This is a genomic window from Ruegeria sp. AM4, assembly GCF_056540665.1.
This window is the reverse complement of record NZ_JBQFXD010000013.1, coordinates 37,714-63,964: the sequence shown is the minus strand read 5'-3', so window position 1 is coordinate 63,964 and position 26,251 is coordinate 37,714. Positions and strand designations below refer to the sequence as shown.

The window sequence follows — 26,251 nt, the reverse complement described above, 5'->3', positions numbered from 1 at the left end:
GGCGCACGCCTATTACAATAGCGGCGCAGGAGTTGGAAACCAGATGCAACGCAGACGTTCTTCGACCCGCGGGTTCAAACGCACCGCGACCTTGCTGAATGACCAGATCAGACGCGCGGGTGAAAGCCGGGGCTTTGCTGTTTCGCGCCTGCTGACCCATTGGGCCGAGATCGTGGGGCAGGACATCGCCGCGATTGCCCGTCCGGTGAAAGTTGGATACGCGAAGGGCGGGTTTGGGGCCACGCTGACCGTGCTGACGACGGGGCCGCAGGCTCCGATGCTGGAGATGCAGAAAGAACAACTGAAGCAGCGGGTCAATGCAACTTATGGCTTCAACGCCATCAGTCGCATTCGCATCACCCAGACTGCACCCACCGGATTTGCCGAGGGGCAGGCCAGTTTCGACCACAAACCAAAACCGGCCAAACCCGAACCATCACCCGAAATTGTCGCCGAAGCAGACAAAGTGTCGCGCGATGTGAATGATGAAGATTTGCGCGCGGCCCTTGAACGTCTTGGCCGCAACGTTTTATCCAGACAGAAACACTAAGAAAGGGCTGAGAATGAGCCGTATTGCAACAGTACTCTGTGCGGCCGTCGCCGTGGCCGCGGGTGGCTATTGGCTGACGACGTCAACGTCGACCCCGGCGGCGCCGCTGATCAGCAGCGCCGAAGCGCAGGAGGCGGACCTAGATACCTCGACCATCATCGAGATGGTGCAGGGGGCCGAAGACGCGCCGGTCGAGATCATCGAATACGCATCCTACACCTGCCCGCATTGTGCGAACTTCCATGAAGGGGCTTATAAACAGCTCAAGAAGGATTTCATCGACACCGGCAAAGTCAGGTTCATCTACCGCGAAGTGTATTTTGACCGCTATGGCCTGTGGGCTTCGATGGTCGCGCGTTGTGCCGGGCCGGACAAGTTTTTTGGAATTTCGGATCTGATCTACAAAGGCCAGCCCGAATGGACCAAAGCCGGAGGTCCGGCCGAGATCGTCGAAGAGCTGCGCAAGATCGGACGTCTGGCGGGCATCGACAATGACCAGCTTGACGCCTGCCTGCAGGATGGCACCCGCGCGCAGACGCTGGTGGCCTGGTATCAGGAAAATGCCGAACGCGACGGTGTTCAGGCCACCCCTTCCTTTCTGGTGAACGGCAAGAAGGTCGAAAACCAGTCTTACGACAGCTTCAAGAAGCTGATTGAAGATGAATTGGGCAATTGATTCCTGACATCGGCCGACCCTGACAGGTTGGCCTGACAACCGGAGTTATTCCGGAGACGGGGCAGCCGTCAGCAACAAATCCCTGACCTGTTCGGCCTCGGTCACCTGAAGCCGAACAGGTAGGGTAACGACTTTTCTGCGAAAGGCTGCAGACAGGCGCACGGCGTCTTTTTCCGTTGTTACTAGCTGGGCACCAAGCGCACGCGCCTCGTTTTCAAGCCGCGTCGTCAGCGCAGGGGTCAGAGGCTGGTGATCGTCCAACGCCTCGGTCCGCAACAGGTTTGCACCTTGCTGGCGCAGCGTCTGAAAGAATTTTTCCGGGTGGCCTATGCCGGCAAAGGCCAGAACCGGCGTATCGGTCCAGTCCATCCCGGTTTGCAGTGCGCTCACCTGTCCGGTGGCATGGGGAACGGTGATGGCATTGCCCCAACGGGCGGCGAAACCGGCCTGCGCCTCAGAATCACCCAGCGACAGCACCAGATCGGCCCTCTTCATTCCGGCGTCGACGGGTTCGCGCAAGGGCCCGGCGGGCAGGCACAGCCCATTGCCGAACCCGCGCTCGGCGTCAACGACGATGATCGAGAAATCCTTGGCAACGGACGGGTTCTGGAACCCATCGTCCAGCACGATAACCGTAGCGCCATCCTCGGCAGCGGCGCGGGCACCGGCGGCGCGGTCCTTGGCGACCCAGACTTCGGCGAACGCTGCCAGCAGCAGCGGCTCATCCCCGACTTGGGCGGCGGTATGGTGTGACGGATCGACCCGCACCGGCCCGTCCAGCGACCCGCCATGCCCACGTGTTACGACATGGGGGGTGTGCCACGCGTCGCGCAGCTGTTCCAGCACCCAGATCGCGGTGGGAGTCTTGCCGGTGCCGCCTGCGTTCAGATTGCCGACGCAGATTACCGGGATGCCGGGCTTCAGCCCGGATCCCGCTGCAATCCGACGCGCGGTCGCCGCGCCATATATTCGGCCCAGCGGTGCCAGCAGCAGGGCGCGCAGATCCAGCCGGTCGGGTCCGGTGTTCCAGAACTCAGGGGCGCGCATTCTGTGCCCTCCGCTCATCCAGCTTGTCCTGAACCAGTTCGGTCAATTGGTCGACCTGCGGCGCGCCTTCGGTCACGACCTGCCATCCGGCAAGGGCCATGTCTGCGGTGCGATCCGGGGCCAACAACGCCACCACGCCGTCCCCCAGTTCGGTGGCAGATTTCACCATCAGCGCCGCCCCCGCCTGATCCAAGCGGTCATAGGCATCCTGATGCCGGTTCACATGCGGTCCGTGTATCACGGCGGATCCAAGCGCGGTGGAAATCAATGGGTCTCGCCCTCCCGCCCCACGTTCCAGCGAACTGCCCATGAAGGTCACCGCCGACACCCTGTGCCACAGCCCGAGGTCCTCGGGGTTCGAACTCAGGATGACCTGAGTGGTATCCTCGATCACCTGACTTTCGTCCCAGTTGATGCAGCGCAGGTCCATGGCGGACAACCTGCGTTGCAGTGGTTCGACCTCGTCAAGATCGGCCACATGCAGGACCAACGCAAGGCGCGGCAGCATCCGCATCGCCTGTCGGTGTGCGCTGAGGATCGAGATGAACTCCTTGTCCTGCACCCAGGCCGCCAGCCAGACCGGGCGACCGGCAACAGCGTGATTGGTCTCGATCAGCTCATCCTCGGGCCAGGGTTGCGGAGTTGGGCTGACCCGCAAGGGCGCAGAGACAGAAACTTTGTGACTGGGAACGCCCAACCGCCGGATTTGCCGCGCGGTTTCTTCAGAAGTCGCCAGAATCCGGTCAAAGCAATCCATGGTATAGCGGCCGAGATCGGGCAGCCACCGTCCACTGCGGGCGGGTTTGATGTCGACGCTTGCCTCGACAAGTATCAGCGGAATGTCGCGTTCTTCGGCGCGGGTGATGATGTTGGGCATCAGACCGCCACCGACCCAGATTCCGATATCGGGGCGCCAATGATCCAGAAATGCGCGCGCCACGCCAGCCTGCTCGGACGGTAGGCACACCAAGGGCGCGCCGCAATCATCCCAGTCGGACAGCTCAGCCTCGGGCGGGGCGGTCAGCAACAGCGACAATCCGGGCCGCAGCGGAAGCAGTTGACGGCAGAAATCATCGACCACACGCAACCTGTCCGGGTTTTCGATATGTACCCATAGCAGCTCACCTTCGGGCCGGGCCATGGCCGTAGTGCCATTGCCGGACTGCACACCCCAGGACAGCACCCGGTAGGCCGCAAGGCTGAGTGAGCGTGGCTTGCTCATCCCGGCAACCCCGATCCATGCGGGTCAAGCCGAGCAAAAAGCTGTGCGTGCAGATCGCGCCCGGCTGCGACGACCCCGTTCAGGCGCGGGTGTGGGTTGTTGAACCGCAAAAGCCCGCCGCGACGGTCCGTACACAGACCGCCCGCCTCGCGCAGTATCAAGTCACCTGCGGCGATGTCCCATTCCCAGCTTGGCCGCAGGGTCAGCATGCCGTCGAACCGACCCTGAGCGACCAGCGCCATGCGATAGGCCAGCGACGGGCGGTAAACCCTTTGAAAATCGGGCACCGAACCGGCCTGCCAATGATGCGGCTGAAGGTTGGGTTTTGCAGCCAGAACTTCGGCCTGAGCCAGTGGACCGGGATCGGACACGTGAATTGCGGCCCCGTTGAGGGTGGCCCCCTGTCCTTTGGCGGCAGTGTAAAACAGGTCTCGCAACGGCAAGTAGATGACGGCTGCGGTGACTTCTCCACCCTCGGCCACTGCAATCGAATGCGCCCAGGTGCGGGATCCTTCGGCAAAGCTGCGGGTGCCGTCGATCGGGTCGATGATGAACACGCGCTCGTGTTGCAATCGGTCCTGCGTGTCTTCTGTCTCTTCGCTCAGCCAGCCATAGTCGGGACGCGCCGCCCTCAGTTCCGCTTCGAGCATGGCGTTGACGGCCAGGTCCGCCTCGGTCACCGGCCCCGCGCCGTCGGGCTTGTCCCAGCGCTGCGCCGAGGTCCCGCTGTACCGGGTTGCGATCCGTCCGGCCTGTCTGGCGGCGTCAATCAGCAAGGGCAGGTCAGTTGCCGGCAAGTGTCATCCCTTCGATCAGGATCGAGGGCACCACCCGCGACAGATAGCTGCGCGCGTCATTGGCGGGGATGATCCGCATCAGCATGTCGCGCAGGTTGCCCGCGATGGTGCATTCGTTGACAGGGTGGCTGATCTGACCATTTTCGACCCAGAACCCGGACGCGCCGCGGGAATAGTCGCCGGTATTGGGGTTGATCGTTGATCCAATCATCGAGGTCACGAGCAACCCGGTTCCCATATCGCGGATCAGGTCATCGCGGCTGCGTTCGCCTTGGGTCAGGCTGAGGTTCCAGTTGCTGGGCGACGGTGGCCCCGACACGCCGCGCGCGGCGTTGCCGGTGGGGGCCATCTCAAGCTTGCGGGCGCTGGACAGGTCAAGCGTCCAGCCGGTGAGGGTGCCGTTCTCAACGATGGCGCGCTCATGGGTTGGCAGCCCCTCGGCATCAAATGGGCGCGAGCCCGAGATGCGCGGGCGATGCGGGTCTTCGATCAGGGACAAATGCTCGGGCAGGACCTGTTGCCCCAAACTGTCCTTCAACCACGATGCCCCGCGCGCGATGGCGACACCGTTGCTGGCCGCCAGAAGATGACCGATCAGCGAGGATGAGACGCGTTCATCGAACATGACCGGGAAACTGCCGGTCTCGGGTTTGCGAGCACCAGCCCGCGCGACCGCGCGTTCACCGGCCGTCCGACCGATCTCGACCGGGTTGCGCAGATCGCTTTGAAAGGTGCGGCTGTCGCCGTCATAGTCGCGCTCCATCCCGGTGCCTTCGCCCGAGATAGCGACACAAGATGTCGACCGGCTACTGCGTGAATATCCGCCCGAGAATCCGTTTGTGGCAGATAGATGCACCCGGTGCGTCCCATAGGCTGCCCCCGCGTCGGACACCTGTGTCACCCCCGCGACGGCCTGTGCAGCGGCCTCTGCGGCCAATGCGTCGTGCATCAGGGCTTCTGCGCTGGGCTCGGGCGCGGGATCGAACAGTTCCAATACGTCCATGTCCCAGCCAGAGGTCAACTGATCGGCATCGGCCAGACCGGTAAAGGGATCTTCGGGCGCTTCGCGTGCCATTGCCACCGCCCGTTCGGCCATCGCCAGCAGCGTCGCGGGCCGACTGTCCGAGCTGGATACGATGGCCTGACGTTTGCCCAGAAACACACGCAGCCCCAGATCGGTACCTTCAGAGCGTTCGGCATGTTCCAGCGCGCCCTCGCGCACCTCAATCGAAACAGACGTGCCATCAATCACGATCGCATCCGCCGCGTCGGCCCCTGCCTTGCGCGCCGCATTCAGCAGGTCATGGCTGATCTCTTCTGGTGTCTGTGTCATGTCGCCTCCGGTCTGACCCCAAAGGACCTAGCCTTGGACTGTCCGGCCCGCAAGTCCTGCTGCCGGAAAGAAAACAGGGCCGGACCCGTTTCCGGATACGGCCCTTAGGGAAAGACCGCCAGAACGGTCTTTCCTCATCACGTCATCACTTAATGCGCTGACCGTTGGCAATAATCTGGCCGTCTTCGGTGAATTCGATCTTGGACTTCAGCGTATCGGGTTCGTCGCCCGGAACGGCCATCAGACCCATCATCATGCGTGCGCCCAAGGCGTCTTCTTCCGAGACAAAGCCCATGCCGATCAGCTTGTCGATCAGGGCGTTTGCCCCGGCCAGATGCAGGTTTGCGACACCGCTGGGTGCGGGCATGCCGCCGAACTCATCGGTGTTGGCGTTGTCAAAGGTAAAGTCCCCATCGCCGGTCAGCTTGGCACCCACCAGCGAGACCAGCAATTCGTTGATCTTCAGCGAATGCAGCTCACCAGGCACAACCTCACCGGATTCGAGCGTTTCGGCAACGGCCGGGTCCATGAAGTTCACCAGCACCTTGGCGGTTCCGGTTGCATCCAGCGCAATGGTGGCCGGGTCGCGCGGCAGGGTTTCGGCGGGGTCAAACATGCTCCACAGCACATCCGACATCGTGAAATCGGTCAGGTTCATGCCAAAACCAAAAGGTTGAATTTCCTCTGAGGCCTCGATCGGGAATTCGAACTTCAGCCCAGCGTTTTCCATCGCGATCTCGATCGGGAAAGGCAGATCGGCCGTTGTGACCGCCAGCTTTGTACTGTTCTGCACCAGATCATAGACAACGCGCTGGGCGTCGATACTGCCCGCAAAGCGCCCGCCTTGCGAGGAACTGCTCATCGAGAACGATTCGCCTTCGGACACCCCGGCAACCTCGGTCGCACCGGAACCATAGGTAAAGGTGCCAGAGGCGGCGAAACCCGCGTCGTAAATGCTCTGGATGTTCTCCAGATCAAGTTCGGTAGGGACCACCGTGTCTCCTGAAAAATCCAGTTCGTTCAGCTTGCCACTGACGCGCCCGTCTTCGCCTGACTCGGGGTCCTGAAACGCCAGATCATAGGTCAGATCAGCAGCCTTGAAGCTTTGGCTGATATTCCGATTCTCACCGACCTGCATCCGCGAGTCTCCGGTCAAGTCATTGATCTTGAACGAGACGTTCAGCGCATCTTCCGGAATGTCCTCGCCTTCCACATCCAGCGATGTCAGGTCTACGCCCACGCTTGCAGCGCCATAGTCGTAGGTCATGTCCTCGGGCGTGCCCGAAACCACCATGTCCATTGCATCGGTCGTGTACAGCAGCTCGACGGAATAGCTCTGGCCGTCCTCGGCACCGGTGAGCGTGATCGGAAAGCTCTTGGGGAACGCGATCTGAACCGTTCCGTCGCCGTTTTCGGTCAACGTCATTTCCGGAATATGCAGGTTCACCTGGCTCTCCGCATCGGGCACGACCATGCTCATTGTCATGTTCGAGATGGTGGTCACATCACCCGAGGTGCTTTCTTCACCCGTAACGGTATAGCCCATGCCGCCCATGTAAGCCTGCCAGTCGGCCCAGACATCATTGGCGGTCAGATCGGCCAGCGCGCCTTGGGTCGCGACGACATAGGCCATAACAGCGCCGCAGCTACGGCGTAGGTAAACAGACATAAGAGAACCCTTCTCGATCAATTTTCCGGGCATCGTCGTGCCTGTCGCGGGTATCGTCAAGGGGCAAGGGCTGGACCCTTTCCCCGTTTGCGAGGTACGACTGGGCACAATCGCAAATGAAGGGGTGCCAAGAATGGACATGCAAGGCAAAACCGTGCTGATAACGGGCGCAAGCCGGGGCATTGGCGCAGAGGCAGGGCGCGTATTTGCCGCAGCCGGCGCCAATGTTGCGTTGCTGGCCCGCAGTCGCGATCAGATCGACGCTCTGGCGGCGGCATTGGGTGAGAACGCCATGGCTCTGGCCTGCGATGTCAGCGATTTTGCGCAGGTGGAACAGGCGGTTGCAGATTGTGTCGACCGGTTTGGCGGTCTGGATGTGCTGATCGGAAATGCCGGTGTCATCGAGCCGATTTTTCATCTTAGCAACGCCGATGTTGCCGCCTGGGGGCAGGCCATCGACATCAACCTCAAGGGTGTGTTTCACGGCATGCGCGCAGCTTTGCCCCTCATGCGGGCCGCGGGCGGGGGCACGGTGATCACCATTTCGTCAGGTGCTGCCTCGAACGCGATCGAAGCCTGGAGCCACTACTGCGCCTCGAAAGCCGGGGTAAAGATGCTGACCGAATGTCTGCATCTGGAAGAGGGCCATCACGGCATCCGCGCCATGGGGCTTTCGCCGGGCACCGTAGCAACCGACATGCAGCGTGTAATCAAAGCCAGCGGCATCAACCCGGTCAGTCAGTTGGACTGGGAAGTTCATATTCCCGCAGACTGGCCCGCGCGGGCGCTGCTGTGGATGTGTTCGCCTGATGCCGACGAATTTCTGGGCACCGAAATCTCGCTGCGGCAGGACGATATCCGCAAACGGGTGGGATTGGTTTGACCGATCTACGCCAGGATGCCGGGCTTTGGACCGTTACGTTGAACAACCCCGACAAGGCCAACGCCTTGACCAGCGCGATGCTCGAAGAGCTGGTGAGCATAGCCCAGGCTGCGACCGAAGCGCGGGCCCTGATCCTGACAGGCGCCGGGCGCGTGTTCAGCGCCGGGGCTGATCTTGAAGAGGCACGCGCCGGTCTGGCCACTTCGGATCTGTGGGAGGCGTTGTCAGGTGCCATCGCAGCCTTGCCCTGTCTGACGATCGCCGCATTGAACGGCACGCTGGCGGGCGGCGCGAACGGGATGGTTCTCGCCTGTGATCTGCGGATAGCCGTGCCTTCGGCCAAGTTTTTTTACCCGGTAATGAAACTTGGGTTCCTGCCGCAACCGTCCGATCCGAAACGCATGGCGGCGTTGATCGGTCCGGCGCGGACGAAGCTGATTCTGATGGCGGGACAGAAGATTACCGCTCAGCAAGCCTATGATTTTGGTCTGGTAGACCGGATCGTCGAACCGGACTCGCTGATGCCGACGGCCCGCGATCTGGCGGCAGATAGCTTGGCGGCCAAGCCCGACATCGCCGCTGGCATCGCGGGGTTGTGCAGATGAGGCTTTCAGCCCTTCGCCTTCGAGTGGCACACCCCGAGACGCTGGCGGCGTTCTATCGCGATATTCTGGGTATGTCCGTCAATGAGGAAGGCGCAAACTGGCGCGTTGGCTACCTCGGTGCGGACGCGGATTTGCTGCTGATGCCGGGCGGTGGCGGCTATGCCCATGACCGTGGGCAACGATATTGGAAGATCGGCATCACGTTGCCGGATGTCGATCTTGCCGCAGCACATCTGCGCAACAAAGGGTTGGCCGTCAGCGCGCCGGGTCAATTTCTGGACATCGGCTATATGTGCCACCTGTCCGACCCCGAAGGGTTCTCGATCGAACTGTTGCAACATGATTTCGAGGGTAATCGCCCGGCAAACGCGGCGGACCCCGACGCCCCGTTCGGCAAGGCGCGCATCGGTCAGATCACCCTGCGCACCGGTGACATCGCAGCCGAGGACGCGTTCTGCCGCGATCTGGGGATGCGCCTTTTGTCGATGCAAGGGGTCGCCCCATACGGGTTTGACCTGCATTTCTATGGCTTAACCAATGATCACCCGCCCGAGCGCGATCTGTGGTCGGTTGGAATCCGCGAGTGGTTGTGGAAGCGCCCCTACACAACGCTGGAATTTCAGCACATTGCGGGCGCGCAATTTGCTCCGGTACCGGATTTCAGAGGGATTGAGGTCGAGGGCTTGGCCAAGCCGCTGACCGACGCAATTGGCGACCCGGTTCTGCCCGGCTAGCGTCCGCGTCGTTTTCCGGGGACTTTCGAACGGAACCCGGGCGGACGTTTTTGAACCCAGCTCAGGAACTTGGCCAGCCTGGGATGCGCGCGCAACGCCTCGATAGTGTTGAATTCGCGCGCGAGCTCGGCTTCGGTCAGGGTGGCGTGAACCTCTTTGTGACAGATCTGGTGCAGCAGGACCGTCGGACCACCCTTGCCTCCTTTGAGTTTTGGGATCAGATGGTGCAGGCTGCCGCCCCCGTCGGGGATCGGGCGGTCGCATAGCGGGCAGATCGGTACGTCATCACTCATGATGGCAGCAAACACTTTGACCCGCAGGCAAGGCAAGAGGGCGGTGATGGCGCAGACAGTTGTGATCGGGGCAGGCCCTGCCGGGCTGATGGCGGCTGACGAACTTGCTGCGGCAGGTCACGACGTTCTGGTTGCCGAAGCCAAACCCTCGGTTGCGCGCAAGTTTCTGATGGCGGGTAAATCCGGGTTGAACCTGACCAAGGATGAACCGTTTGAGACCTTGATGACCACCTACGGCGAGGCAGAGCCCTGGCTGCGCCCGATGATTGCCGATATGGATGCCGAGGCCGTTCAGAACTGGGCGCGGGGACTGGGGCAGGAGTTGTTTACCGGCTCGACCGGTCGCGTGTTTCCGCAGGCGATGAAAGCCTCGCCTCTGTTGCGCTCGTGGCTTGCGCGGCTGGACGGGCAGGGTGTCCAGATCAGAACACGCTGGCGCTGGCTGGGATGGAATGAAGGCGACCTGCTGTTTCGCACGCCTGAGGGCAAACAGCGCGTCCGCGCTGACGCAACCGTTCTGGCGCTGGGCGGCGCAAGCTGGGCGCGGCTGGGGTCTGACGGGGCATGGGCGGAAATTCTGGCGCTCGAGGACGTGCGGCTTACACCATTTGCACCCGCCAATTCGGCGATCTCGGTGGATTGGAGCCCGCATATGCATCGCCATCTCGGCGCGGCATTGAAATCGGTTCGCTGGATGGCCGGAGATTTGGACAGCCGGGGTGAAGCAACAATTAGTGCTACAGGATTGGAAGGCGGCGGGCTGTATCCGTTGACACCGGCACTGCGGTCCGGCGCGCCTCTCTTCGTCGATCTGGTGCCCGATCTGGATGATCAGACGTTGTTGGCGCGGATTGCTTCGAAGGCCCCCAAAACCACGCTGTCACTATGGTTAAAAAAATCCCTGCGCCTGTCGTCGCAGAAAATTGCACTGTTCCACGAGATGGCAAAGCGAGACACGCAGCCTCTGATAAACTCGATCAAGCGCTTGCCCGTTCAGCATTCCGGTCTGCGCCCAATGGATGAGGCGATCTCAACCGCTGGCGGAGTGGCACGATCCGCGCTGAATGACAGGTTGATGCTGACCGCGTTGCCCGGTGTGTTCTGTGCCGGAGAGATGCTGGATTGGGAGGCTCCGACCGGTGGCTACCTGTTGACGGCCTGTCTGGCGACTGGTCGCTGGGCAGGGCGGTCGGCTGCGGACTGGGCGCGACGCGGCGGCTAGCGCGACCGCGCCAGCATGGCCAGCCGGATCATGGCGCGCTCCACCAGCGCCATCGCAGGCGCGGTTTGCCCGGCCGAGCGCAGCGACAGGTCCGTATCCGTCAGCACGGTCAACGCGGTCTGCAATTTCGGCGCGCCCCAGCTTTGCGCCTGCCGCAGAATCCGATCCCGCCGCTTGCCGTAAACCGGCGGGCGGAGCTTGCCGATCCCTTGCGCAGCGCCGCCCGGATCGGACGCGCAGGCGTACAGCGTTCTGAAATGGCGCGTCGCCCCGATACACAGCGTCACCCCGTTCGTGCCTTGCGCCTGCAATCGACGGATCAGCGGCCCGATCTGACCGGCCTGACCTTCGGCGACGGTGTTCAGCACGTCATCCAACGCTGCCTCGGTCGAGCGCGGCGCGCAGGCGTCAATGTCTTCGATGGACAGCTCAGCTGTGTCACCGCGCTTGTAAAGCGACAGCTTTTCAACGGTTTGCGCAAAGTCCCCGGGGCTGAGCGACACCGCAAGTTCGGATAGTGCCGACATCGAATCGCGGGGAATGTTGCCCAGGCCCGCCTGGCTGAGAACCCGTTCGACCTCGGCCCGCGACGGCGGATCATCATAAATGCCCACCGCATAGGCCGCTGGGTGCGATTCGAACGCTTTGCGAATTTTCGAGCTTGGTTTCAACTGCCCGGCGGTCACGATGATCTGGGCGTCCCCGGGGGCCCAGTCCTCGAGCGCAGCTAGCAGCGCGGGGGCCGCGGTCTCGGTCGTATCTTCGACAAACACCGCGCGCGGGCCGGGGAAAAAGCCGACCGCCTTGACCGCATCCAGCACCAGCGCCGGATCGCCGCGCAGGTCGGCACCGGGGATGCGGGTCAGGCGCATCTCTTCTTCGGCCGCAGGTCCTAGCAGAGCGCCCAGGACCTGCTGCCGTTTCAGGGCCACCCGCATGGCGTCGGCGCCATAAATCAGTAACCCAAGCTTGTCCGCGTCCGGTTTGGCAAAATACCCTTCGGCCTCGCGCGGGCTCAGCTTCATGAGGCAAGGCCTGGCGTTGAGTAAAGACGGGCAATGATCTGGTCCGACAGGATCACCATCAACCGCTCGGTCGCGGCGCGTTCGTCGGCAAGCGTGGAAACGGTTGATCCGGCGGCCGAGTAGGACACGAAATCGGCCACCTGACCGGATGTCAGAACCTGCCCGGTCTCGTCAGATGACAGGGAATAGCGAGCAATCCCATTGATGGAATAACGGTCGGTCTCATTCGAGGTGGTGATCGAGACGGCGCGGGTGGTTGTCGAGACGCTGACCGCAAGCTTGTAGTCGCTGCCCGAAGTGGCACTGCGCCCTAGCTGCTGCTCAAGGTTCTGAACCAGCAAAAAGCTTTCGACCGTATTGGGTGCCGAAACCGCCACTCTGCCGTTCAGCGCAGCCCCGGCCCCGCCCGGCGCGTAAACCGGTTGAAAGCCGCAGGCAGCAAGCGCCAGCGGCATCAGCAGCAAGGTTCTGCGGTCAAACGACGACATTGACGATACGGCCCGGAACAACGATCACTTTCTTCGGTGCAGCGCCCTCCAGCGCCTTTTGCACAGCTTCGGTGCTGAGCGCGATTTTTTCAACCTCTGCCTTGTCTAGATCTTTGGCCACGCTGATTTCCGCGCGGCGCTTGCCGTTGATCTGGATCGGCAGAGTGATGGTGTCATCGACCAGCATCGCCTCGTCTGCGACGGGCCAGGCGGCGGTTGCGACCAGTCCTTCGCCGCCCAGCATCTGCCACAACTCTTCGGACAGGTGCGGTGTCATCGGCGACATCAGCTGTGCCAGCGTCTTGGTCGCCTCGCGCTTGGCGGCGGTGCCTGCCTTGGATTTCGCCAGCGTATTGGTAAAGGCATAAAGCTTGGCGATCGAGGCGTTGAAACCGAAGGATTCGACCCCGCCGGTCACATCATGGATCGCTTTGTGCATCTCGCGCAGCAGGGTTTCGTCCTCGGCGTTGGCTGGATTGTCCGAGTCCGCGATCTCGGACGCGATGCGGTGCACGCGGCTGAGATGCTTGAACGCAGCCTCGGCCCCGGATGCGGTCCATTCCACGTCACGTTCAGGCGGCGAATCGGACAGCACGAACCAACGCGCGGTATCGGCCCCGAAGGCCGAGATGATACTGACCGGGTCGACCACGTTCTTTTTGGATTTCGACATCTTGGCCGAAGGGATGACCTCGACCTCGGTGCCGTCGGCCAGTTTGCCGTCGGTGACGTCTTCGGGAAGGTGATAGACCGGTCGGCCCTTGGCGTCGCGGGTCTGGAAGATCTCGTGCGTAACCATGCCTTGGGTGAACAGCGCATTGAAGGGCTCAATCGCTTTTTTCGGCAGGTGGCCGGTGATGTTCATGGCCCGCGCGAAGAAACGGGAATAGAGCAGGTGCAGAATCGCATGCTCAATACCACCGATATACTGGTCGACGTTCATCCAGTATTCGGCCTCGGCCAGATCGGTGGGCGTTTCCGCACGAGGGGCAGTGAAACGGGCGAAATACCACGACGAATCGACGAATGTGTCCATCGTGTCGGTTTCGCGCTTGGCCGGAGCGCCGCAAGACGGACACGGGGTATCACGCCAATTGGGATGGCGGTCCAGCGGATTGCCGGGAATCGAAAAGTCGATCGGTTGGCCGTTGCCGTCGTCATACGGCAGCTGAATCGGCAGATTCTCTTTCTTTTCAGGGACGGTGCCGCATTTGTCGCAGTGCACAACGGGAATCGGGCAACCCCAATACCGCTGGCGGCTCAGACCCCAGTCGCGCAGGCGGTACTTGGTGACCCCTTCACCCCAACCTGCCTTTTCGGCGAAATCGACGGTGGCATTGATCGCCTCGTCGCCGGTTGCTTCGGTCAGACCGGCAAAGTGATTCACCCAACGGACTTTTTCAGTTTTTGGCGGCACAAAGGCGATTTTGTCGACGGGCGTTGCGTCGTCCAGTGCAAAGAACGTGTCGATCACCGGCAGGCCGTATTTGCGGCAAAAATCCAGATCGCGCTGGTCGTGAGCCGGGCAGGCAAAGATTGCGCCGGTGCCGTAATCCATCAGGATGAAATTGGCGATCCAGACCGGCAGTTCCCAGCTTGGGTCCAGCGGGTGTTTGACGCGGATACCGGTGTCGTAACCCAGCTTTTCGGCGGTTTCGATGGCCTCTTCGGTGGTGCCGCCTTTGCGGCATTCGGCAACAAATTCAGCAACTTCGGGGTTTTCAGCCTCAAGCTGTTTGGCAATCGGGTGATCCGGTGAGATACCGACAAAAGACGCACCCAACAACGTATCGGGCCGAGTCGTATAGACAGTGATCGGCGCGCCGCCATCGGTGCGTTCGAAGCCAAATTGCAACCCGCGCGACTTGCCGATCCAGTTTTCCTGCATCAGACGGACCTTGGCGGGCCAGTTGTCCAGAGTGTCCAGCGCATCCAGCAGTTCCTCGGAATAATCCGAGATTTTGAAGAACCACTGCGTCAGTTCCCGACGTTCCACCAACGCGCCCGAACGCCACCCTCGGCCGTTTTCAACCTGTTCGTTCGCCAGAACGGTCATATCGACCGGGTCCCAGTTCACTACGGCGTTTTTGCGATAGACCAACCCGGCTTCAAGCATATCGAGGAACAGAGCCTGCTGCTGGCCGTAATATTCCGGGTCACAAGTCGCGAACTCACGCGACCAATCGATGGACAGGCCCAGAGGTTTCATCTGCCCGCGCATGTCGGCGATATTGTCATAGGTCCAGTCTTTGGGATGGCCGCCGATTGCCATCGCGGCGTTTTCCGCTGGCATTCCAAAGGCATCCCAGCCCATCGGGTGCAGAACATTGTGTCCGGTCGCCAGCTTGTGCCGCGCGATCACGTCACCCATCGTGTAGTTTCGCACGTGGCCCATATGGATACGACCAGACGGGTAGGGGAACATCTCAAGCACATAGTATTTCGGCTTGTCCGCCTTGTGATTGGCGGTGAAGATTTCGGCCTTGTCCCAGGCTTCCTGCCATTTTGCTTCGATTTCGGTGGCCGAGTAGCGAGACATCATGCGGTCCTTCGTAAATGCAAACGCCGGGTAGGAACCCGGCGTGGTCATAGAGTGATTTTCGGCGGGTTACTAGAACTTGTTGTCCGCAATCCGCAGCTGACGCGCCCGAGAGAGAATCGCATCCTCGACCGCGCGGGTGGTGGCGGCGCTTACCGGTGCCCCTCCGCTGGTCTGCAATGCAACGGACAGGGATCGCGCCGCAAGGGCCGGGTCGCTGATATGAACCGTTGCGCGGTAAGACCGTCCTCCACCCGGCGGCGTGCCATAGCCGGTCACGATTACGCCGGTGAACGGATCCACCTCTTGCAGGGGCAGAAAGTTCAGCACATCCAGCGAGGCGGTCCACAGATAGCGGTTGACGTTGGTGATCCGCTCGGCCTCGCCCCGGTCGAAAATATCCCAGATGGTTGACCGGTTGGGATCGTTCAGTTCCCGTTCATCCGTCGTGCCGCCAATGAGGTTCGGGTTTACAGTCGAGGTGCTGCGATTCTGTCCGCAAGCCGAAAGGGTTGCAGTCAGCACGATCAAAGACAAAATCGTCGGCAGGCGCATTGTAAGCGGGTCCTGTTTCACTGGTAAGGCTTTTGCTGGGGCATACTCCTAGCCAAGGACCCAGTCAGCAACAAGCCTATTCTTTTGAAATGTCCGTGCGTCGCGCCGATTGGGGGGTAAAATTGACTGTGGCATCCTTGCACCAATTTGGGCCGAATGACGGAATGTCGCTCATGCCAAGCTTGCGCTTTGGGGGCAAAAAGAGCGAAACGGTGTCCGTGCTGAGACATATGCTTTGCATGTGTCGAGTAGAAAAACCTTTGAAACCGAGGGAAACAAGATGAAAAAAGTTCTCTTCGCAACGACGGCGCTGGTAGCGACCGCAGGCGTTGCTGCAGCAGAAGTCAAACTGGGCGGTTACGGCCGTTTTGGTATTGGCTACCTGGAAGACCGTTCGACCGACGACAACGTAGACGACACCATCCTGGTTTCGCGCTTCCGTCTGAACATCGACGGCATCACCGAAACCGACGGTGGCGTACGCTTTGAAGGCCGTGTTCGTCTGCAAGCCGACGACGACGCATCGACCGGCGAGCAAGGCGCAGCTGGCCTGAACGGCGCACGCTTCTCGGTCATCTTCGGCGGTCTGCGTGTTGACGCGGGCAACGTCGCAGGTTCGTTCGACAACCTGGCAAACTACTACGGTAACGAGCCTGGTCTGGAAGCGTTCATCGGTCAGTACTCCGGTGTTGACTATGACTTCCTGGGCTATTCGTCGACCGGTACGGGCGCAAACGCTGTGTTCTTCCAGTACGCAGTTGGCGATTTCGCATTTGGCGCTTCGTATGACACCGACGCAACCGATGGTGCAGACCGCTGGGACATCAGCGCAACCTACACCTTCAACAACGTGACTGCGGCTCTGGCCTATGGTCAGACCGACGAAGGTGACAGCGGCACCGACGATCAGAGCCTGCTGGTTCTGACTCTGGGCGCAGAATTCGGCGACTTCTCAGGTACCCTGTTTGTTGCTGACGATGACGTTGCAGACGACGATCGTAACGGCACTGCATGGGGTCTGTCGCTGGCCTACAACGTTGGCGCAGCAACCACCATCACCGCTGCATACGGTGACGGTAACGCTGACGACGACAACCAGCAGTACGGCATTGGCGCGATCTACGATCTGGGCGGCGGTGCATCGCTGCGCGGCGGTATCGGCCACCAGGAGCGTGGTGACGCAGACGGTCAAATCCGTGCCGACTTTGGTGCTCAGTTCAACTTCTAAGTTGACCTGAACCACAAGGTTCAAGGGCAGGTCTTCGGGCCTGCCCTTTTCTTTTGCGCCAACATGGTGTTTTGCTGCGGCAAACGCAGAATGAGAGGCCCCATGTCGCTGCAAGATATCACCGACCGTATTGCCAAAGCCGAATCCGCTGCAGGGCGCGCAAAAGGATCCGTGCAATTGATCGCGGTGTCTAAAGTGCAACCCAATGACCGGGTCGAAGCGGTGTTGCAGCAGGGCCATAGGTGTTTTGGCGAGAATCGCGTGCAGGAAGCCGCCGGAAAATGGCCAGAGTTCAAGGAGCGCTTCTCGGGCATCGATCTGCACCTGATCGGGCCGTTGCAGACCAACAAGGCGCGGCAGGCGATGGAGCTGTGTGATTCCATCCATTCAGTGGATCGGCCCAAATTGGCAAAGACGCTTGCGCGACTGGCGCAAGAGATCGGCACGTGCCCGGATCTGTTCATTCAGGTCAACACGGGTGAAGAAGATCAGAAAGCAGGGGTTCTGCCTTCTGAAGCGGATAACTTCATCACTGATTGCCGGGGACTGGACCTGCCGATCAAGGGGCTTATGTGCATTCCACCGGTCGAGGAGGAACCCGCTCTGCATTTCGCCCTGTTGGCCAAGATCGCCGATCGGAACGGTTTGCAGGGGCTGTCCATGGGGATGAGCGGTGATTTTGAATCGGCCATTGCGCTGGGGGCAACCCATGTGCGTGTGGGGTCGGCCATCTTCGGCGCGCGCGTCAAACCTGAGGGATAATCAACCGTGTGCCCGGCAGGATCTGGCGGGCAATCCAATGCAGATGGCTTCGGCTGAAGGCAACACAGCCTTCAGTGGGATAACCCGAGCGACGCCATTGATGCAGGAAGATGGCCGATCCAGACCCGGGTATGGCATTGGGCCAGTTCCAATCGGTTATCAGCACCAGATCATATAGCGGGTCCGCACGGCGCAACCTTTCGTGGCTGGGCGCATATGGGGCCTGAACCAGATGGTTATAATCCTCGTCCGACGGGTCATCTGACCACAGATCCCAGGGCCCGATCGGACGCGCCCAACGGGCAGGGCGCGCGATCCGGTCCGCGCGATACAACATGCCGACGATTCGGTGCGTTCCGGTCGGCGTGGCACCGTCGCCTTCGCGTTTGGTATTGCTCAGGCCGCCTTTGCCGATAGCGCAAGGAAAGGGCCGCCCCAGAAACCGAACGCCCTGTGGGGTCAGCACAAGGTCGCCCGGCGTCACAGCAAATGGCCCGACTTTGCGGCCTTGGTCGCAAGGTAGCCACGATTATGGGCCGTCTCGCCCACTTTCAGCGGAACACGTTCGGTGACGGCGATCCCGGTCCGCTCCATCATCGCGATCTTGGCGGGGTTGTTCGTCAGCAGTCGCACCGAGCCGAAGCCCAGCGATTTCAAGATGTCCGAACCCAAGCGAAAGTCGCGCTCGTCGTCTTCGAAACCCAGACGATGGTTGGCTTCGACCGTATCGAACCCCTGATCTTGCAGGAAATAGGCCCGCATCTTGTTGGCCAGACCGATCCCGCGCCCCTCTTGATTGAGGTAGAGCAGAACACCCGCTCCCTCGGTCCCCATCTGCGCCAGGGCGCCGCGCAATTGCGGACCGCAATCACATTTCAGGCTGCCCATCAGGTCGCCGGTGAAACAGGCCGAATGCAACCGGGCCAGAACCGGTTTATCCCGATCCGGGCGACCAATTTCGACGGCATAATGCTCCTCTCCGCCATCTTCGGGGCGGAAGACGTGCAGGCGACCGGCTTCGGACACTTCCATCGGCAAGCGCGCGGCCACAATCTCGTGCAGTGCACTGCGATCCGCCAGATGTGGTGCCGCAGCGGTGTGGTCGATGCGCGTCAACCCGTGGGTTGCGGCAAGGCCGGGGCCATCGGGGATCGCTGCGACCACTGCGGCGGGCAGCAGCCGCGCGGATTTGGTTAGGGCAATAGCGATCCGATGCAGATGAGCATTCCCCTGCCGTTCGGTCATCAGGGGGCCCTTCATCGGCGCGCTCAGGTCGTCCGACGGATCCGCCACCGCCTGCACCCAGGCGTGATCCGCATCTGCCGGGATGACAACGCGCGCCAGATCTCCGTCATAGGCCCGCGCCTTCAACGTTTCCGCGCGGCGGACGGTGATGGCGACCACCGGCGTGCCACCCAACGCCCGCAAATCCGCCAAACGCTGCGGGCTCAATGTTTCCGACGCCACGGCCAGCACGCTGCCACCGCCATCGTCGGTCAGAACAACGGGAACGCCCATGCGCAGATCAGCCCGCGCGCGCGCAAGCAATTCGGTGATGTCGGGAGTGAGACTCATTCCTGCTACCCGGTAACGTTTCGTCATTCTCCTACCCCGATCATGGAGAAATGTGAAACATTTCCTCTGCATCAGACACGAGGGCGTGAGACACTTGCAGCAAAGCTTGCTGATTGCATTCTCTGTACGCAAGTGATGGAAAAGGCTTAGGAGGACCGCACATGGCTCAGCTCAAGAAAATCCTGCTGGTGGATGACGACGAAGACTTGCGCGAAGCGCTTAGTGAGCAATTGGTGATGACCGAGGATTTCGACGTGTTCGAAGCATCCGACGGTGCCTCGGCCATGGAACGCGCGCGCGAAGCGATTTACGACCTTGTCATCCTGGATGTGGGACTGCCCGACACGGACGGGCGTGAACTGTGCCGCCTGATGCGCAAACAGGGCGTCAAAAGCCCGATCCTGATGCTGACCGGCCATGACAGCGACGCCGACACGATCCTGGGTCTGGACGCGGGCGCGAATGACTATGTCAGCAAGCCGTTCAAGTTCCCGGTGCTGCTGGCCCGTATCCGCGCGCAACTGCGCCAGCACGAACAATCCGAGGATGCGGTTTTTGTGCTGGGTCCATATACGTTCAAACCGGCCATGAAGATGCTGATGACCGAGGATGACCGCAAAATCCGCCTGACCGAGAAAGAAACGAACATACTCAAGTTTCTCTACCGCTCGACCGATGGCGTTGTGGCGCGGGACGTCCTGTTGCACGAGGTTTGGGGCTATAACGCGGGTGTAACCACGCATACGCTTGAAACACACATCTACCGGTTGCGGCAGAAAATCGAGCCTGATCCATCAAATGCTCGCCTTTTGGTCACAGAATCGGGCGGATATCGCCTGGTTTCTTGATCTATAGTGGATTGACGCGGATCAAAGTGATACTCTGGGTGCAAGTATAGGTTACTCCCAACCCGCGCATGTCCGGGTCAAGACATGCACCTCCCTGTTGGACTGCCGGGCCGAAAGGCCCGGCTTTTTTTGGTCGGGTAGCGGGTCTTTCTAGCTTGCGTTACCATTCTCCAAAACAGTGCTGTAGGTTATGCCACTGTTAAGGCTACGAAAATCGGCGTAAATTTTACCGTCCTCAAAGGTGGCGTCGATCAAGCCATTGACATGGCGGTCTTCCCCCACCCGACTTTCAACCATAGCGATAGAGCCCGAGCCGTCGCGGCTGATCGTGCCGGTCACCTGACCTTCGTTCCAACGATCCGAGCTTGTCCGACTCCATTTGCTGGTGCCCCAGAACACGTTATCCTGTTGCTCCTTGATCTCAAGAACCCATTCGGACTGGTTGAAACGCGGGGCTCCATCGCTGTTTTCGTTGGGCAAGGCCGCAACTGTGTGGGTTCCGCTCCAAACGCCGCGCAGGTCGGGCGTGCTGTCGGCTGCCGCTAGGGTTGCAAAGGCAAAGGTGCTCGCCAGAGCAGCGGCACCAAGCGTCTTGAGTCTGGTCATGATCTCCTCCGTCTTGAATACCTTGAATGTTGGCGGCCGAGGGTCGGATTTCTATGTGGGTTGCGGAATATAAAGGGGAATTCATCTACACTTCATAGGCGCTTGGAGATTGCCGAGGGCGCATCTGAAAACTCATCACTGGCGTTCATTAGGCATGGTGCCGGGCTGAGCACCACGCTAACCTGCGCCAACCGCGACAAAGGAATCCCCCATGCCCTTCACTCTTGCCACCTGGAACATCAATTCGGTCCGCCTGCGCGAGCCTATCGTGTTGAAACTGCTGCAGGAAGAAGCGCCGGATGTTCTGTGCCTGCAAGAATGCAAGTCGCCGGTGGAAAAGATCCCGACCGATGGATTTGCCGAGTTGGGATATACTCACATGGTCGCGCGGGGGCAGAAGGGTTACAACGGCGTCGCCATCCTGTCACGCCTGCCGATGGTCGAGGTCGGTGACAAGGACTTCGCCGGTCTGGGCCATGCCCGCCACATTGCGGGACGGCTGGAAAATGGTGTGACGATTCACAACTTTTATGTCCCGGCGGGCGGGGACATACCGGATCGCGAAAAGAACGAGAAATTCGGACAAAAGCTGGATTATCTGACCGGCATGCGTGATTGGTTCCATGCGGAAAAGCCCGAAAAATCCATATTGGTTGGCGATCTGAACATCGCCCCGCGCGAGGATGACGTCTGGTCGCACAAACAACTGCTCAAGGTCGTGTCGCACACGCCGATCGAGGTTGAACATCTGGCCGAAACGCAGGATGCGGGTGGATGGGTCGACATTACGCGGCAGGATATTCCCGAAGGCAACCTCTATAGTTGGTGGTCATACCGGGCGCGCGATTGGGATGCGGCTGACAAGGGGCGACGGCTGGATCACGTCTGGGCGACCCCCGATATCTCGAACGCGGGCCATTCCAGCCGCATCCTGCGCGATGCGCGCGGATGGGAGAAGCCCAGCGATCACGCCCCGGTTTTTGCGACTTTCGATCTGTAAAGGGGCAACTCTGCCCTTGGTTTCCGCGCCCGACGGTTGCATATAAGGCGCAACTTCGAACCAGAGAGTGAATGCAATGGATCTTCTGAACGGCGCTGACAGTGCCCAAGCCACCGATCTGATCAAAGACGGGACCGAGGCCACATTCATGGCCGACGTGATCGAAGCCTCGCAGGAAACCCCGGTAATCGTGGATTTCTGGGCACCGTGGTGTGGCCCGTGCAAAACGTTGGGTCCGTTGCTGGAAGAGGCCGTGACCGCCGCTAAAGGCGCGGTGAAGATGGTCAAGATCAACGTGGACGAGGCGCAGATGATTGCCTCGCAAATGCGCATTCAGTCGATCCCGACGGTCTATGCCTTCCACAAGGGCCAGCCGGTGGACGGGTTTCAGGGTGCTGTGCCTGGGTCCGAGATCAAGGCCTTTGTCGATCGGGTGATCGAAACCACCGGCGGCGAAAGCCCAGGCGGGCAGCTTGAGGATGCGGTTCAGGCCGCCGAAGAGATGCTGGCCGAGGGGGCTGCCGTGGACGCTGCGCAGACATTTGCAGCCATTCTGGGTGAAGACGCGAACCACGCCGGTGCCTATGGCGGCCTTGTACGCGCGCATATCGCCCTGGATGATCTGGAGCAGGCCGAGGCCATCCTGAACGGAGCGCCCGCCGAGATTTCGTCGTCGCCCGAGATTGAAGCTGCGCATGCGCAGTTGGAACTGGCCAAGCAAGCCGCAGATGCCGGGCCGGTCGGCGAACTGACCGCTGCCGTCGAGGCCGAGCCCGACAACCATCAGGCGCGCTTCGATTTGGCGCAAGCACTGCACGCCAACGGTGACGTTGACGAAGCGGTTGCGCAATTGCTGGAACTGTTCCGTCGCGACCGCGAATGGAACGAGGGTGCCGCCAAGACGCAACTCTTCACGATCTTTGATGCGCTCAAGCCCAATGATCCGGTTGTTTTGAACGGACGTCGCAAACTCAGCTCGATGATATTTGCCTAAATCCCGATCAGGGCTAGACTTGAGGCTATGATGCATCCCGCTGATTTGCCGGAATCGGTTTCTGTTTTTCCACTGCCCGGGGCGCTGCTGCTGCCGCGGGCGCGCCTGCCGCTGCACATATTCGAGCCGCGCTATCTGCAGATGCTGGATGATGCGCTCAAGACCAAGGAACGGCTGATAGGTATGGTTCAACCCAACACCTGTCAGGGCGACGAAACCAAGCTGCACCAGATCGGATGCGCTGGTCGTGTCACGCAGTTCTCCGAAACCGAAGACGGTCGATATATGATCACGCTGACCGGCATCTCGCGGTTCCGGGTGATGTCCGAGCTTGAGGGGTTCACACCTTATCGCCGTTGCGCGGTTTCGTGGAAGGGGTTTGATCGCGATCTGGGCAAGTCGGAAACCGATGACGGCTTTGACCGCACGGGTTTTCTGCTGCTGCTTGAACGCTTTTTCGCCTCCAAACAGTTGTCGACCGATTGGGAGACGATGAAAGACGCCGATGACGAATTACTGGTCAACTCCCTGTCGATGCTGCTGGATTTCGACCCCGAGGACAAACAAGCGCTGCTCGAGGCTCCATGCCTGCGCACCCGGCGCGAAACGCTGGTGACGCTGATCGAATTCGCCATGCGCGGCGGTTCAAACGAGGAAAAACTGCAATGACCGAAACGGACCATGCGTTCGACCGCCACATGCTTGAGGCGCTGATCTGCCCCAAGACACAGACGACCCTGCATTACGATGCGGACCGGCAGGAACTGGTGTCCAAAGCGGCAGGGCTGGCCTTTCCGATCCGCAACGGTATCCCGGTGATGCTGGTGGATGAGGCGCGCGAACTGGACTAGATTGCCTGGCCCTGCAGAAGTTTCGGCAAGTCTCCGGTCAGTCCGGCAGCCTCGCGGACAAATCCGCGCCGCAGCCCCGGCAGCGATCCGACGATGCCCATCCCGATGTCACGACCAATGCGCAGCAGGGGGTTGTCGTTGGAAAACAGCCGGTTGAACACATCTGTGGCCATCGCCAGCGACGCGGTGTCGAACCGCCGCCATTCCTGATAGCGCTCCAGAACCAGGGTCGAGCCGATATCTTCGCCGCGTCGTCCGGCCAGCGTGACCACCTCGGCCAGCGCGCCGACGTCCCGTAGACCGGCGTTCAGGCCCTGACCGGCAATCGGGTGCATCCCGTGTGCGGCGTCGCCGACCAAAGCCAGACGATCTGCGATGAACGAATTGGCGATGGTCAGGTTCAGGGGATAGGTAAACCGGTCTCCGGCCAATTGGATGTCACCCAGAAAATCGCCAAATCGCGGGCGCAGAACCTGCAGGTAGTCATCCTCGGTTAAGGCATTGATGTGTTGGGCGGTTTCGGTGCGTTCGCTCCAGACAATCGAACTGCGGTTGCCGGTCAGCGGCAAAATCGCCAGCGGACCCGGTGGCATGAAGAACTGATGCGCGGTGCCGTGATGAGGCAGGTCATGCTCGATGGCGCAGACCAACGCGGTCTGGCCGTAATCCCAGCCGGTACGCTTGATGCCCGCCCGCTTGGCAGTACTGCTGGCGCGACCGTCGCACCCGACCAGCAGCCCCCCCGGTACCGAAGCCCCGTCATCCAAAGTTAGCATCACACCAGTTGCGGTGGTGTCTTGTGCGGTGACGGTTCTGCCGTTGATCTGCGTTATCGCCGCTGTGTCGCCCAAAGCATCCAGAAAGGCGCGTCGCAGGTGGCGATCTTCGACCATGTAGCCCATAGGCCCCTCTTCGATCTCGGCATGGTCGAAATGCATGAAGAACGGGGATGGTCCGGCCCCTGCATGGCCATCGGTGACCTTGATGTCCAACATCGGCTGGGCGTGTTCGGCAACGCGGTCCCAAACGCCGATTGCTTCCAACAGCCGTTTTGACGCCAACGCCAGCGCATAGGCCCGCCCGTCAAAGGCGGTGTCCCGGCGGGATTGTTCGGCCAGCGCGTCGATGACGGTGACCGAATGCCCCGTCTGAGCCAGTGCAAGGGCCAGCGCCGGGCCGTTCAGCCCGCCGCCGACGATCAGGATATCGGAACCTTGTGTCATGCCCTGCAATATGCGCGCCCTTTCGGGATTGTCCATGTGCGGTCCTGTCGCTACCGTCCGGGACACGCAAGAAAGTCAGGAGGGTGCAGGATGCAGGACTGGTTGACCATGACCGCATGTGATCTGGGTCGGGGGATCGGCATGGGGCAGATTGATCCCGTCGAGCTGACCGAAACCTACCTGAACGCCATCGACTCCCATCCGCATCGCGATACGATCTATGCGTGTGTAACCCATGACCGGGCCAGGGCCGAAGCGAAGGCCGCGCAGGATCGCGTCACATCCGGGTTGCGGCGATCTCTGCTTGACGGCGTGCCGATCAGTTGGAAGGACCTGTTCGACACCGCCGATATCGGCACCGAAGCGGGTTCGGCGCTGTTGAAAGGCCGGGTGCCGGACGCCGACGCTCTGGTCGTGCGGAACGCAACCGCGATGGGCACGGTCTGTCTGGGCAAGACGCATATGAGCGAACTGGCCTTCTCGGGCCTTGGCCTGAACCCGATCACGGCCACGCCGCCCTGTATTCACGACGAAAGCGCGATACCGGGGGGGTCTTCTTCGGGGGCTGCGGCGTCGGTTGCCTGGGGTCTGGCCGCATGTGGCATAGGGTCGGATACCGGCGGATCGGTGCGCATTCCTGCCGCCTGGAACGATCTGGTTGGTCTGAAAACAACCTCGGGTCGGCTCAGCCTTGAAGGCGTTGTGCCTTTGTGCCTGCGCTTCGACACGGTCGGCCCGCTGACCCGATCGGTCGAAGACGCTGCGCATATGCTGGCGCTGCTTGAAGGCGGCACCCCTGCCGATCTGCGCGGGGCGTCATTGCAAGGCCGTCGATTTGCGGATCTGCAGACAGTAGCGCGGGATGACTTGCGCGATGATCCTGGCCGCGCTTACGAGGACGCCTTGGAAAAGCTCAGGGCCGCCGGTGCCGAGATCGTACCGCTTGACGTCCCTGAATTAGCCGATGCGATGAGCCTGTCCGGAGTGCTTTACACGACCGAAGCCTACGGCCTCTGGCGTGACGTGATCGAGGCCAATCCCGACGCGATGTATCCCGAGATCCTCGAACGGTTCCGGGCCGGCAGGGATGTATCCGGCCCGGAATACCTGGCCGCCTGGTCCAAACTCAAGGCCTGCCGCAGCGCGTGGGATGCGGCAACCGCAGGGTTTGATGCCGTGCTTGCGCCCACCGCGCCGATCCTGCCCCCCAATCTCGAGCGGCTGATGTCCGACCATGACTATTACGTCACCGAAAACCTGCTGGCCCTGCGTAACACCCGGATCGGCAATCTGATGGGGCTGGCGGCATTGACGCTTCCGACCGGGACACCAAGCTGTGGGCTGATGTTGTTGGGGTATCCGGGCTCGGAAGAAGCGCTTTTGCGGTTGGGATCGGCGGCTGAATCCGCGTTGGCCTGAATGCCACAATCCCCTGATTCGGAACCTCTTTGTCTGGACTGTGGGATGTTCGATCTGTAATCTGCCAGAAAACGGGGCGAAAACGATCCCGGTATTGAGGCAGTTGT

At 61.0% G+C, this 26,251-nt stretch carries 28 protein-coding genes; 14 read left to right on the top strand and 14 right to left on the bottom strand.

The window, feature by feature from the left end:
- The first annotated feature begins 43 nt into the window (after window positions 1–43).
- Together ACR0JA_RS19355 and ACR0JA_RS19350 are read left to right on the top strand one after the other, a co-directional pair.
- Window positions 44–550, top strand: coding sequence for a DUF721 domain-containing protein (locus ACR0JA_RS19355; RefSeq protein WP_480578589.1), 507 nt, complete (start codon window positions 44–46; stop codon window positions 548–550).
- 13 nt (window positions 551–563) lie between these two features.
- Complete coding sequence (locus tag ACR0JA_RS19350; RefSeq protein ID WP_480578587.1) at window positions 564–1,226, top strand: DsbA family protein; 663 nt, start codon at window positions 564–566, stop codon at window positions 1,224–1,226.
- A gap of 45 nt (window positions 1,227–1,271) precedes the next feature.
- Here the strand turns inward: ACR0JA_RS19350 and lpxK are convergent, their stop codons facing one another.
- From lpxK to ACR0JA_RS19325, 5 genes are all read right to left on the bottom strand, one after another.
- On the bottom strand, window positions 1,272–2,273 hold the full coding sequence (gene lpxK / locus ACR0JA_RS19345; RefSeq protein ID WP_480578585.1) for a tetraacyldisaccharide 4'-kinase: 1,002 nt from the start codon (window positions 2,271–2,273) through the stop codon (window positions 1,272–1,274).
- Window positions 2,260–3,495: a 3-deoxy-D-manno-octulosonic acid transferase gene (locus tag ACR0JA_RS19340; protein ID WP_480578583.1), complete on the bottom strand. Its 1,236-nt coding sequence runs from the start codon at window positions 3,493–3,495 to the stop codon at window positions 2,260–2,262. Before ACR0JA_RS19340 ends, lpxK begins: the two co-directional genes overlap by 14 nt.
- Window positions 3,492–4,292, bottom strand: coding sequence for an inositol monophosphatase family protein (locus ACR0JA_RS19335; RefSeq protein WP_480578581.1), 801 nt, complete (start codon window positions 4,290–4,292; stop codon window positions 3,492–3,494). Before ACR0JA_RS19335 ends, ACR0JA_RS19340 begins: the two co-directional genes overlap by 4 nt.
- Entirely contained in the window at window positions 4,279–5,625 is a 1,347-nt protein-coding gene (locus ACR0JA_RS19330; RefSeq protein WP_480578579.1) for a TldD/PmbA family protein, read from the bottom strand. The genes ACR0JA_RS19335 and ACR0JA_RS19330 overlap by 14 nt, the downstream gene beginning before the upstream one ends.
- 145 nt (window positions 5,626–5,770) lie before the next feature.
- The gene (locus ACR0JA_RS19325; protein WP_480578577.1) at window positions 5,771–7,294 is read right to left on the bottom strand and encodes a DUF2125 domain-containing protein; all 1,524 of its coding nucleotides are present in this window, start codon (window positions 7,292–7,294) and stop codon (window positions 5,771–5,773) included.
- Window positions 7,295–7,427: 133 nt separating this feature from the next.
- Here ACR0JA_RS19325 and ACR0JA_RS19320 point away from each other — a divergent pair, with 133 nt between their 5' ends.
- Genes ACR0JA_RS19320 through ACR0JA_RS19310 form a run of 3 tightly spaced genes read left to right on the top strand, consistent with a single transcriptional unit; the run spans window position 7,428 to window position 9,516 of the window.
- Window positions 7,428–8,177, top strand: coding sequence for an SDR family oxidoreductase (locus ACR0JA_RS19320; protein ID WP_480578575.1), 750 nt, complete (start codon window positions 7,428–7,430; stop codon window positions 8,175–8,177).
- A complete protein-coding gene (locus ACR0JA_RS19315) occupies window positions 8,174–8,782 on the top strand; it encodes an enoyl-CoA hydratase/isomerase family protein (RefSeq protein WP_480578573.1) in 609 nt (202 codons plus the stop codon). Before ACR0JA_RS19320 ends, ACR0JA_RS19315 begins: the two co-directional genes overlap by 4 nt.
- Window positions 8,779–9,516 carry a VOC family protein gene (locus tag ACR0JA_RS19310; protein WP_480578571.1) on the top strand — a complete coding sequence of 246 codons (738 nt, stop codon included), beginning with the start codon at window positions 8,779–8,781 and terminating at the stop codon, window positions 9,514–9,516. The genes ACR0JA_RS19315 and ACR0JA_RS19310 overlap by 4 nt, the downstream gene beginning before the upstream one ends.
- Here ACR0JA_RS19310 and ACR0JA_RS19305 read toward each other — a convergent pair.
- The gene (locus tag ACR0JA_RS19305; RefSeq protein WP_480578569.1) at window positions 9,513–9,809 is read right to left on the bottom strand and encodes an HNH endonuclease; all 297 of its coding nucleotides are present in this window, start codon (window positions 9,807–9,809) and stop codon (window positions 9,513–9,515) included. The two genes, ACR0JA_RS19310 and ACR0JA_RS19305, sit on opposite strands and share 4 nt — an antisense overlap.
- Window positions 9,810–9,855: 46 nt before the next feature.
- Between ACR0JA_RS19305 and ACR0JA_RS19300 the strand changes: the two genes are divergently transcribed.
- On the top strand, window positions 9,856–11,031 hold the full coding sequence (locus ACR0JA_RS19300) for a TIGR03862 family flavoprotein (protein WP_480578567.1): 1,176 nt from the start codon (window positions 9,856–9,858) through the stop codon (window positions 11,029–11,031).
- Here the strand turns inward: ACR0JA_RS19300 and holA are convergent.
- The 4 genes from holA to ACR0JA_RS19280 form a co-directional block, all read right to left on the bottom strand.
- Entirely contained in the window at window positions 11,028–12,056 is a 1,029-nt protein-coding gene (holA, locus tag ACR0JA_RS19295) for a DNA polymerase III subunit delta (protein ID WP_480578565.1), read from the bottom strand. The genes ACR0JA_RS19300 and holA overlap by 4 nt on opposite strands.
- Window positions 12,053–12,544, bottom strand: a complete 492-nt coding sequence (lptE, locus tag ACR0JA_RS19290) for an LPS assembly lipoprotein LptE (protein ID WP_480578563.1) — start codon at window positions 12,542–12,544, stop codon at window positions 12,053–12,055. The genes holA and lptE overlap by 4 nt, the downstream gene beginning before the upstream one ends.
- On the bottom strand, window positions 12,531–15,083 hold the full coding sequence (leuS, locus tag ACR0JA_RS19285; RefSeq protein ID WP_480578561.1) for a leucine--tRNA ligase: 2,553 nt from the start codon (window positions 15,081–15,083) through the stop codon (window positions 12,531–12,533). Before leuS ends, lptE begins: the two co-directional genes overlap by 14 nt.
- Before the next feature lie 72 nt (window positions 15,084–15,155).
- On the bottom strand, window positions 15,156–15,638 hold the full coding sequence (locus ACR0JA_RS19280; RefSeq protein ID WP_480578559.1) for a DUF3576 domain-containing protein: 483 nt from the start codon (window positions 15,636–15,638) through the stop codon (window positions 15,156–15,158).
- 280 nt (window positions 15,639–15,918) lie between these two features.
- Between ACR0JA_RS19280 and ACR0JA_RS19275 the strand changes: the two genes are divergently transcribed.
- Window positions 15,919–16,866: a porin gene (locus ACR0JA_RS19275; RefSeq protein ID WP_480578557.1), complete on the top strand. Its 948-nt coding sequence runs from the start codon at window positions 15,919–15,921 to the stop codon at window positions 16,864–16,866.
- 102 nt (window positions 16,867–16,968) lie between these two features.
- On the top strand, window positions 16,969–17,628 hold the full coding sequence (locus tag ACR0JA_RS19270; protein WP_480578555.1) for a YggS family pyridoxal phosphate-dependent enzyme: 660 nt from the start codon (window positions 16,969–16,971) through the stop codon (window positions 17,626–17,628).
- Here ACR0JA_RS19270 and ACR0JA_RS19265 read toward each other — a convergent pair.
- Both ACR0JA_RS19265 and ribA read right to left on the bottom strand, forming a co-directional pair.
- Window positions 17,612–18,112: a L,D-transpeptidase family protein gene (locus ACR0JA_RS19265; RefSeq protein WP_480578553.1), complete on the bottom strand. Its 501-nt coding sequence runs from the start codon at window positions 18,110–18,112 to the stop codon at window positions 17,612–17,614. The two genes, ACR0JA_RS19270 and ACR0JA_RS19265, sit on opposite strands and share 17 nt — an antisense overlap.
- Entirely contained in the window at window positions 18,109–19,203 is a 1,095-nt protein-coding gene (gene ribA, locus ACR0JA_RS19260) for a GTP cyclohydrolase II (protein ID WP_480578551.1), read from the bottom strand. The genes ACR0JA_RS19265 and ribA overlap by 4 nt, the downstream gene beginning before the upstream one ends.
- A gap of 161 nt (window positions 19,204–19,364) precedes the next feature.
- Here ribA and ACR0JA_RS19255 point away from each other — a divergent pair, with 161 nt between their 5' ends.
- A complete protein-coding gene (locus ACR0JA_RS19255; protein ID WP_424831655.1) occupies window positions 19,365–20,051 on the top strand; it encodes a response regulator transcription factor in 687 nt (228 codons plus the stop codon).
- A 150-nt stretch (window positions 20,052–20,201) separates the two neighbouring features.
- On the opposite strand, the gene ACR0JA_RS19250 is transcribed toward ACR0JA_RS19255, so the two are convergent.
- Window positions 20,202–20,657 (bottom strand): hypothetical protein, encoded by a 456-nt coding sequence (locus ACR0JA_RS19250; protein ID WP_480578549.1) that lies wholly within the window; start codon window positions 20,655–20,657, stop codon window positions 20,202–20,204.
- Window positions 20,658–20,868: 211 nt separating this feature from the next.
- Here ACR0JA_RS19250 and ACR0JA_RS19245 point away from each other — a divergent pair, with 211 nt between their 5' ends.
- The 4 genes from ACR0JA_RS19245 to ACR0JA_RS19230 all read left to right on the top strand — a co-directional run bounded on the left by ACR0JA_RS19245 (window position 20,869) and on the right by ACR0JA_RS19230 (window position 23,502).
- The gene (locus ACR0JA_RS19245) at window positions 20,869–21,657 is read left to right on the top strand and encodes an exodeoxyribonuclease III (RefSeq protein WP_480578547.1); all 789 of its coding nucleotides are present in this window, start codon (window positions 20,869–20,871) and stop codon (window positions 21,655–21,657) included.
- Between the two features lie 76 nt (window positions 21,658–21,733).
- Window positions 21,734–22,651, top strand: coding sequence for a thioredoxin (gene trxA / locus ACR0JA_RS19240; RefSeq protein WP_480578545.1), 918 nt, complete (start codon window positions 21,734–21,736; stop codon window positions 22,649–22,651).
- 27 nt (window positions 22,652–22,678) lie between these two features.
- Window positions 22,679–23,320 (top strand): LON peptidase substrate-binding domain-containing protein, encoded by a 642-nt coding sequence (locus ACR0JA_RS19235; RefSeq protein WP_480578543.1) that lies wholly within the window; start codon window positions 22,679–22,681, stop codon window positions 23,318–23,320.
- Window positions 23,317–23,502, top strand: a complete 186-nt coding sequence (locus ACR0JA_RS19230; RefSeq protein ID WP_480578541.1) for a Trm112 family protein — start codon at window positions 23,317–23,319, stop codon at window positions 23,500–23,502. The genes ACR0JA_RS19235 and ACR0JA_RS19230 overlap by 4 nt, the downstream gene beginning before the upstream one ends.
- Here ACR0JA_RS19230 and ACR0JA_RS19225 read toward each other — a convergent pair.
- Entirely contained in the window at window positions 23,499–24,761 is a 1,263-nt protein-coding gene (locus ACR0JA_RS19225; protein ID WP_480578539.1) for an FAD-dependent monooxygenase, read from the bottom strand. The genes ACR0JA_RS19230 and ACR0JA_RS19225 overlap by 4 nt on opposite strands.
- A gap of 54 nt (window positions 24,762–24,815) precedes the next feature.
- On the opposite strand from ACR0JA_RS19225, the gene ACR0JA_RS19220 reads away from it, so the two are divergent.
- On the top strand, window positions 24,816–26,144 hold the full coding sequence (locus tag ACR0JA_RS19220) for an amidase (RefSeq protein ID WP_480578537.1): 1,329 nt from the start codon (window positions 24,816–24,818) through the stop codon (window positions 26,142–26,144).
- The last annotated feature ends 107 nt before the right edge of the window (window positions 26,145–26,251 follow it).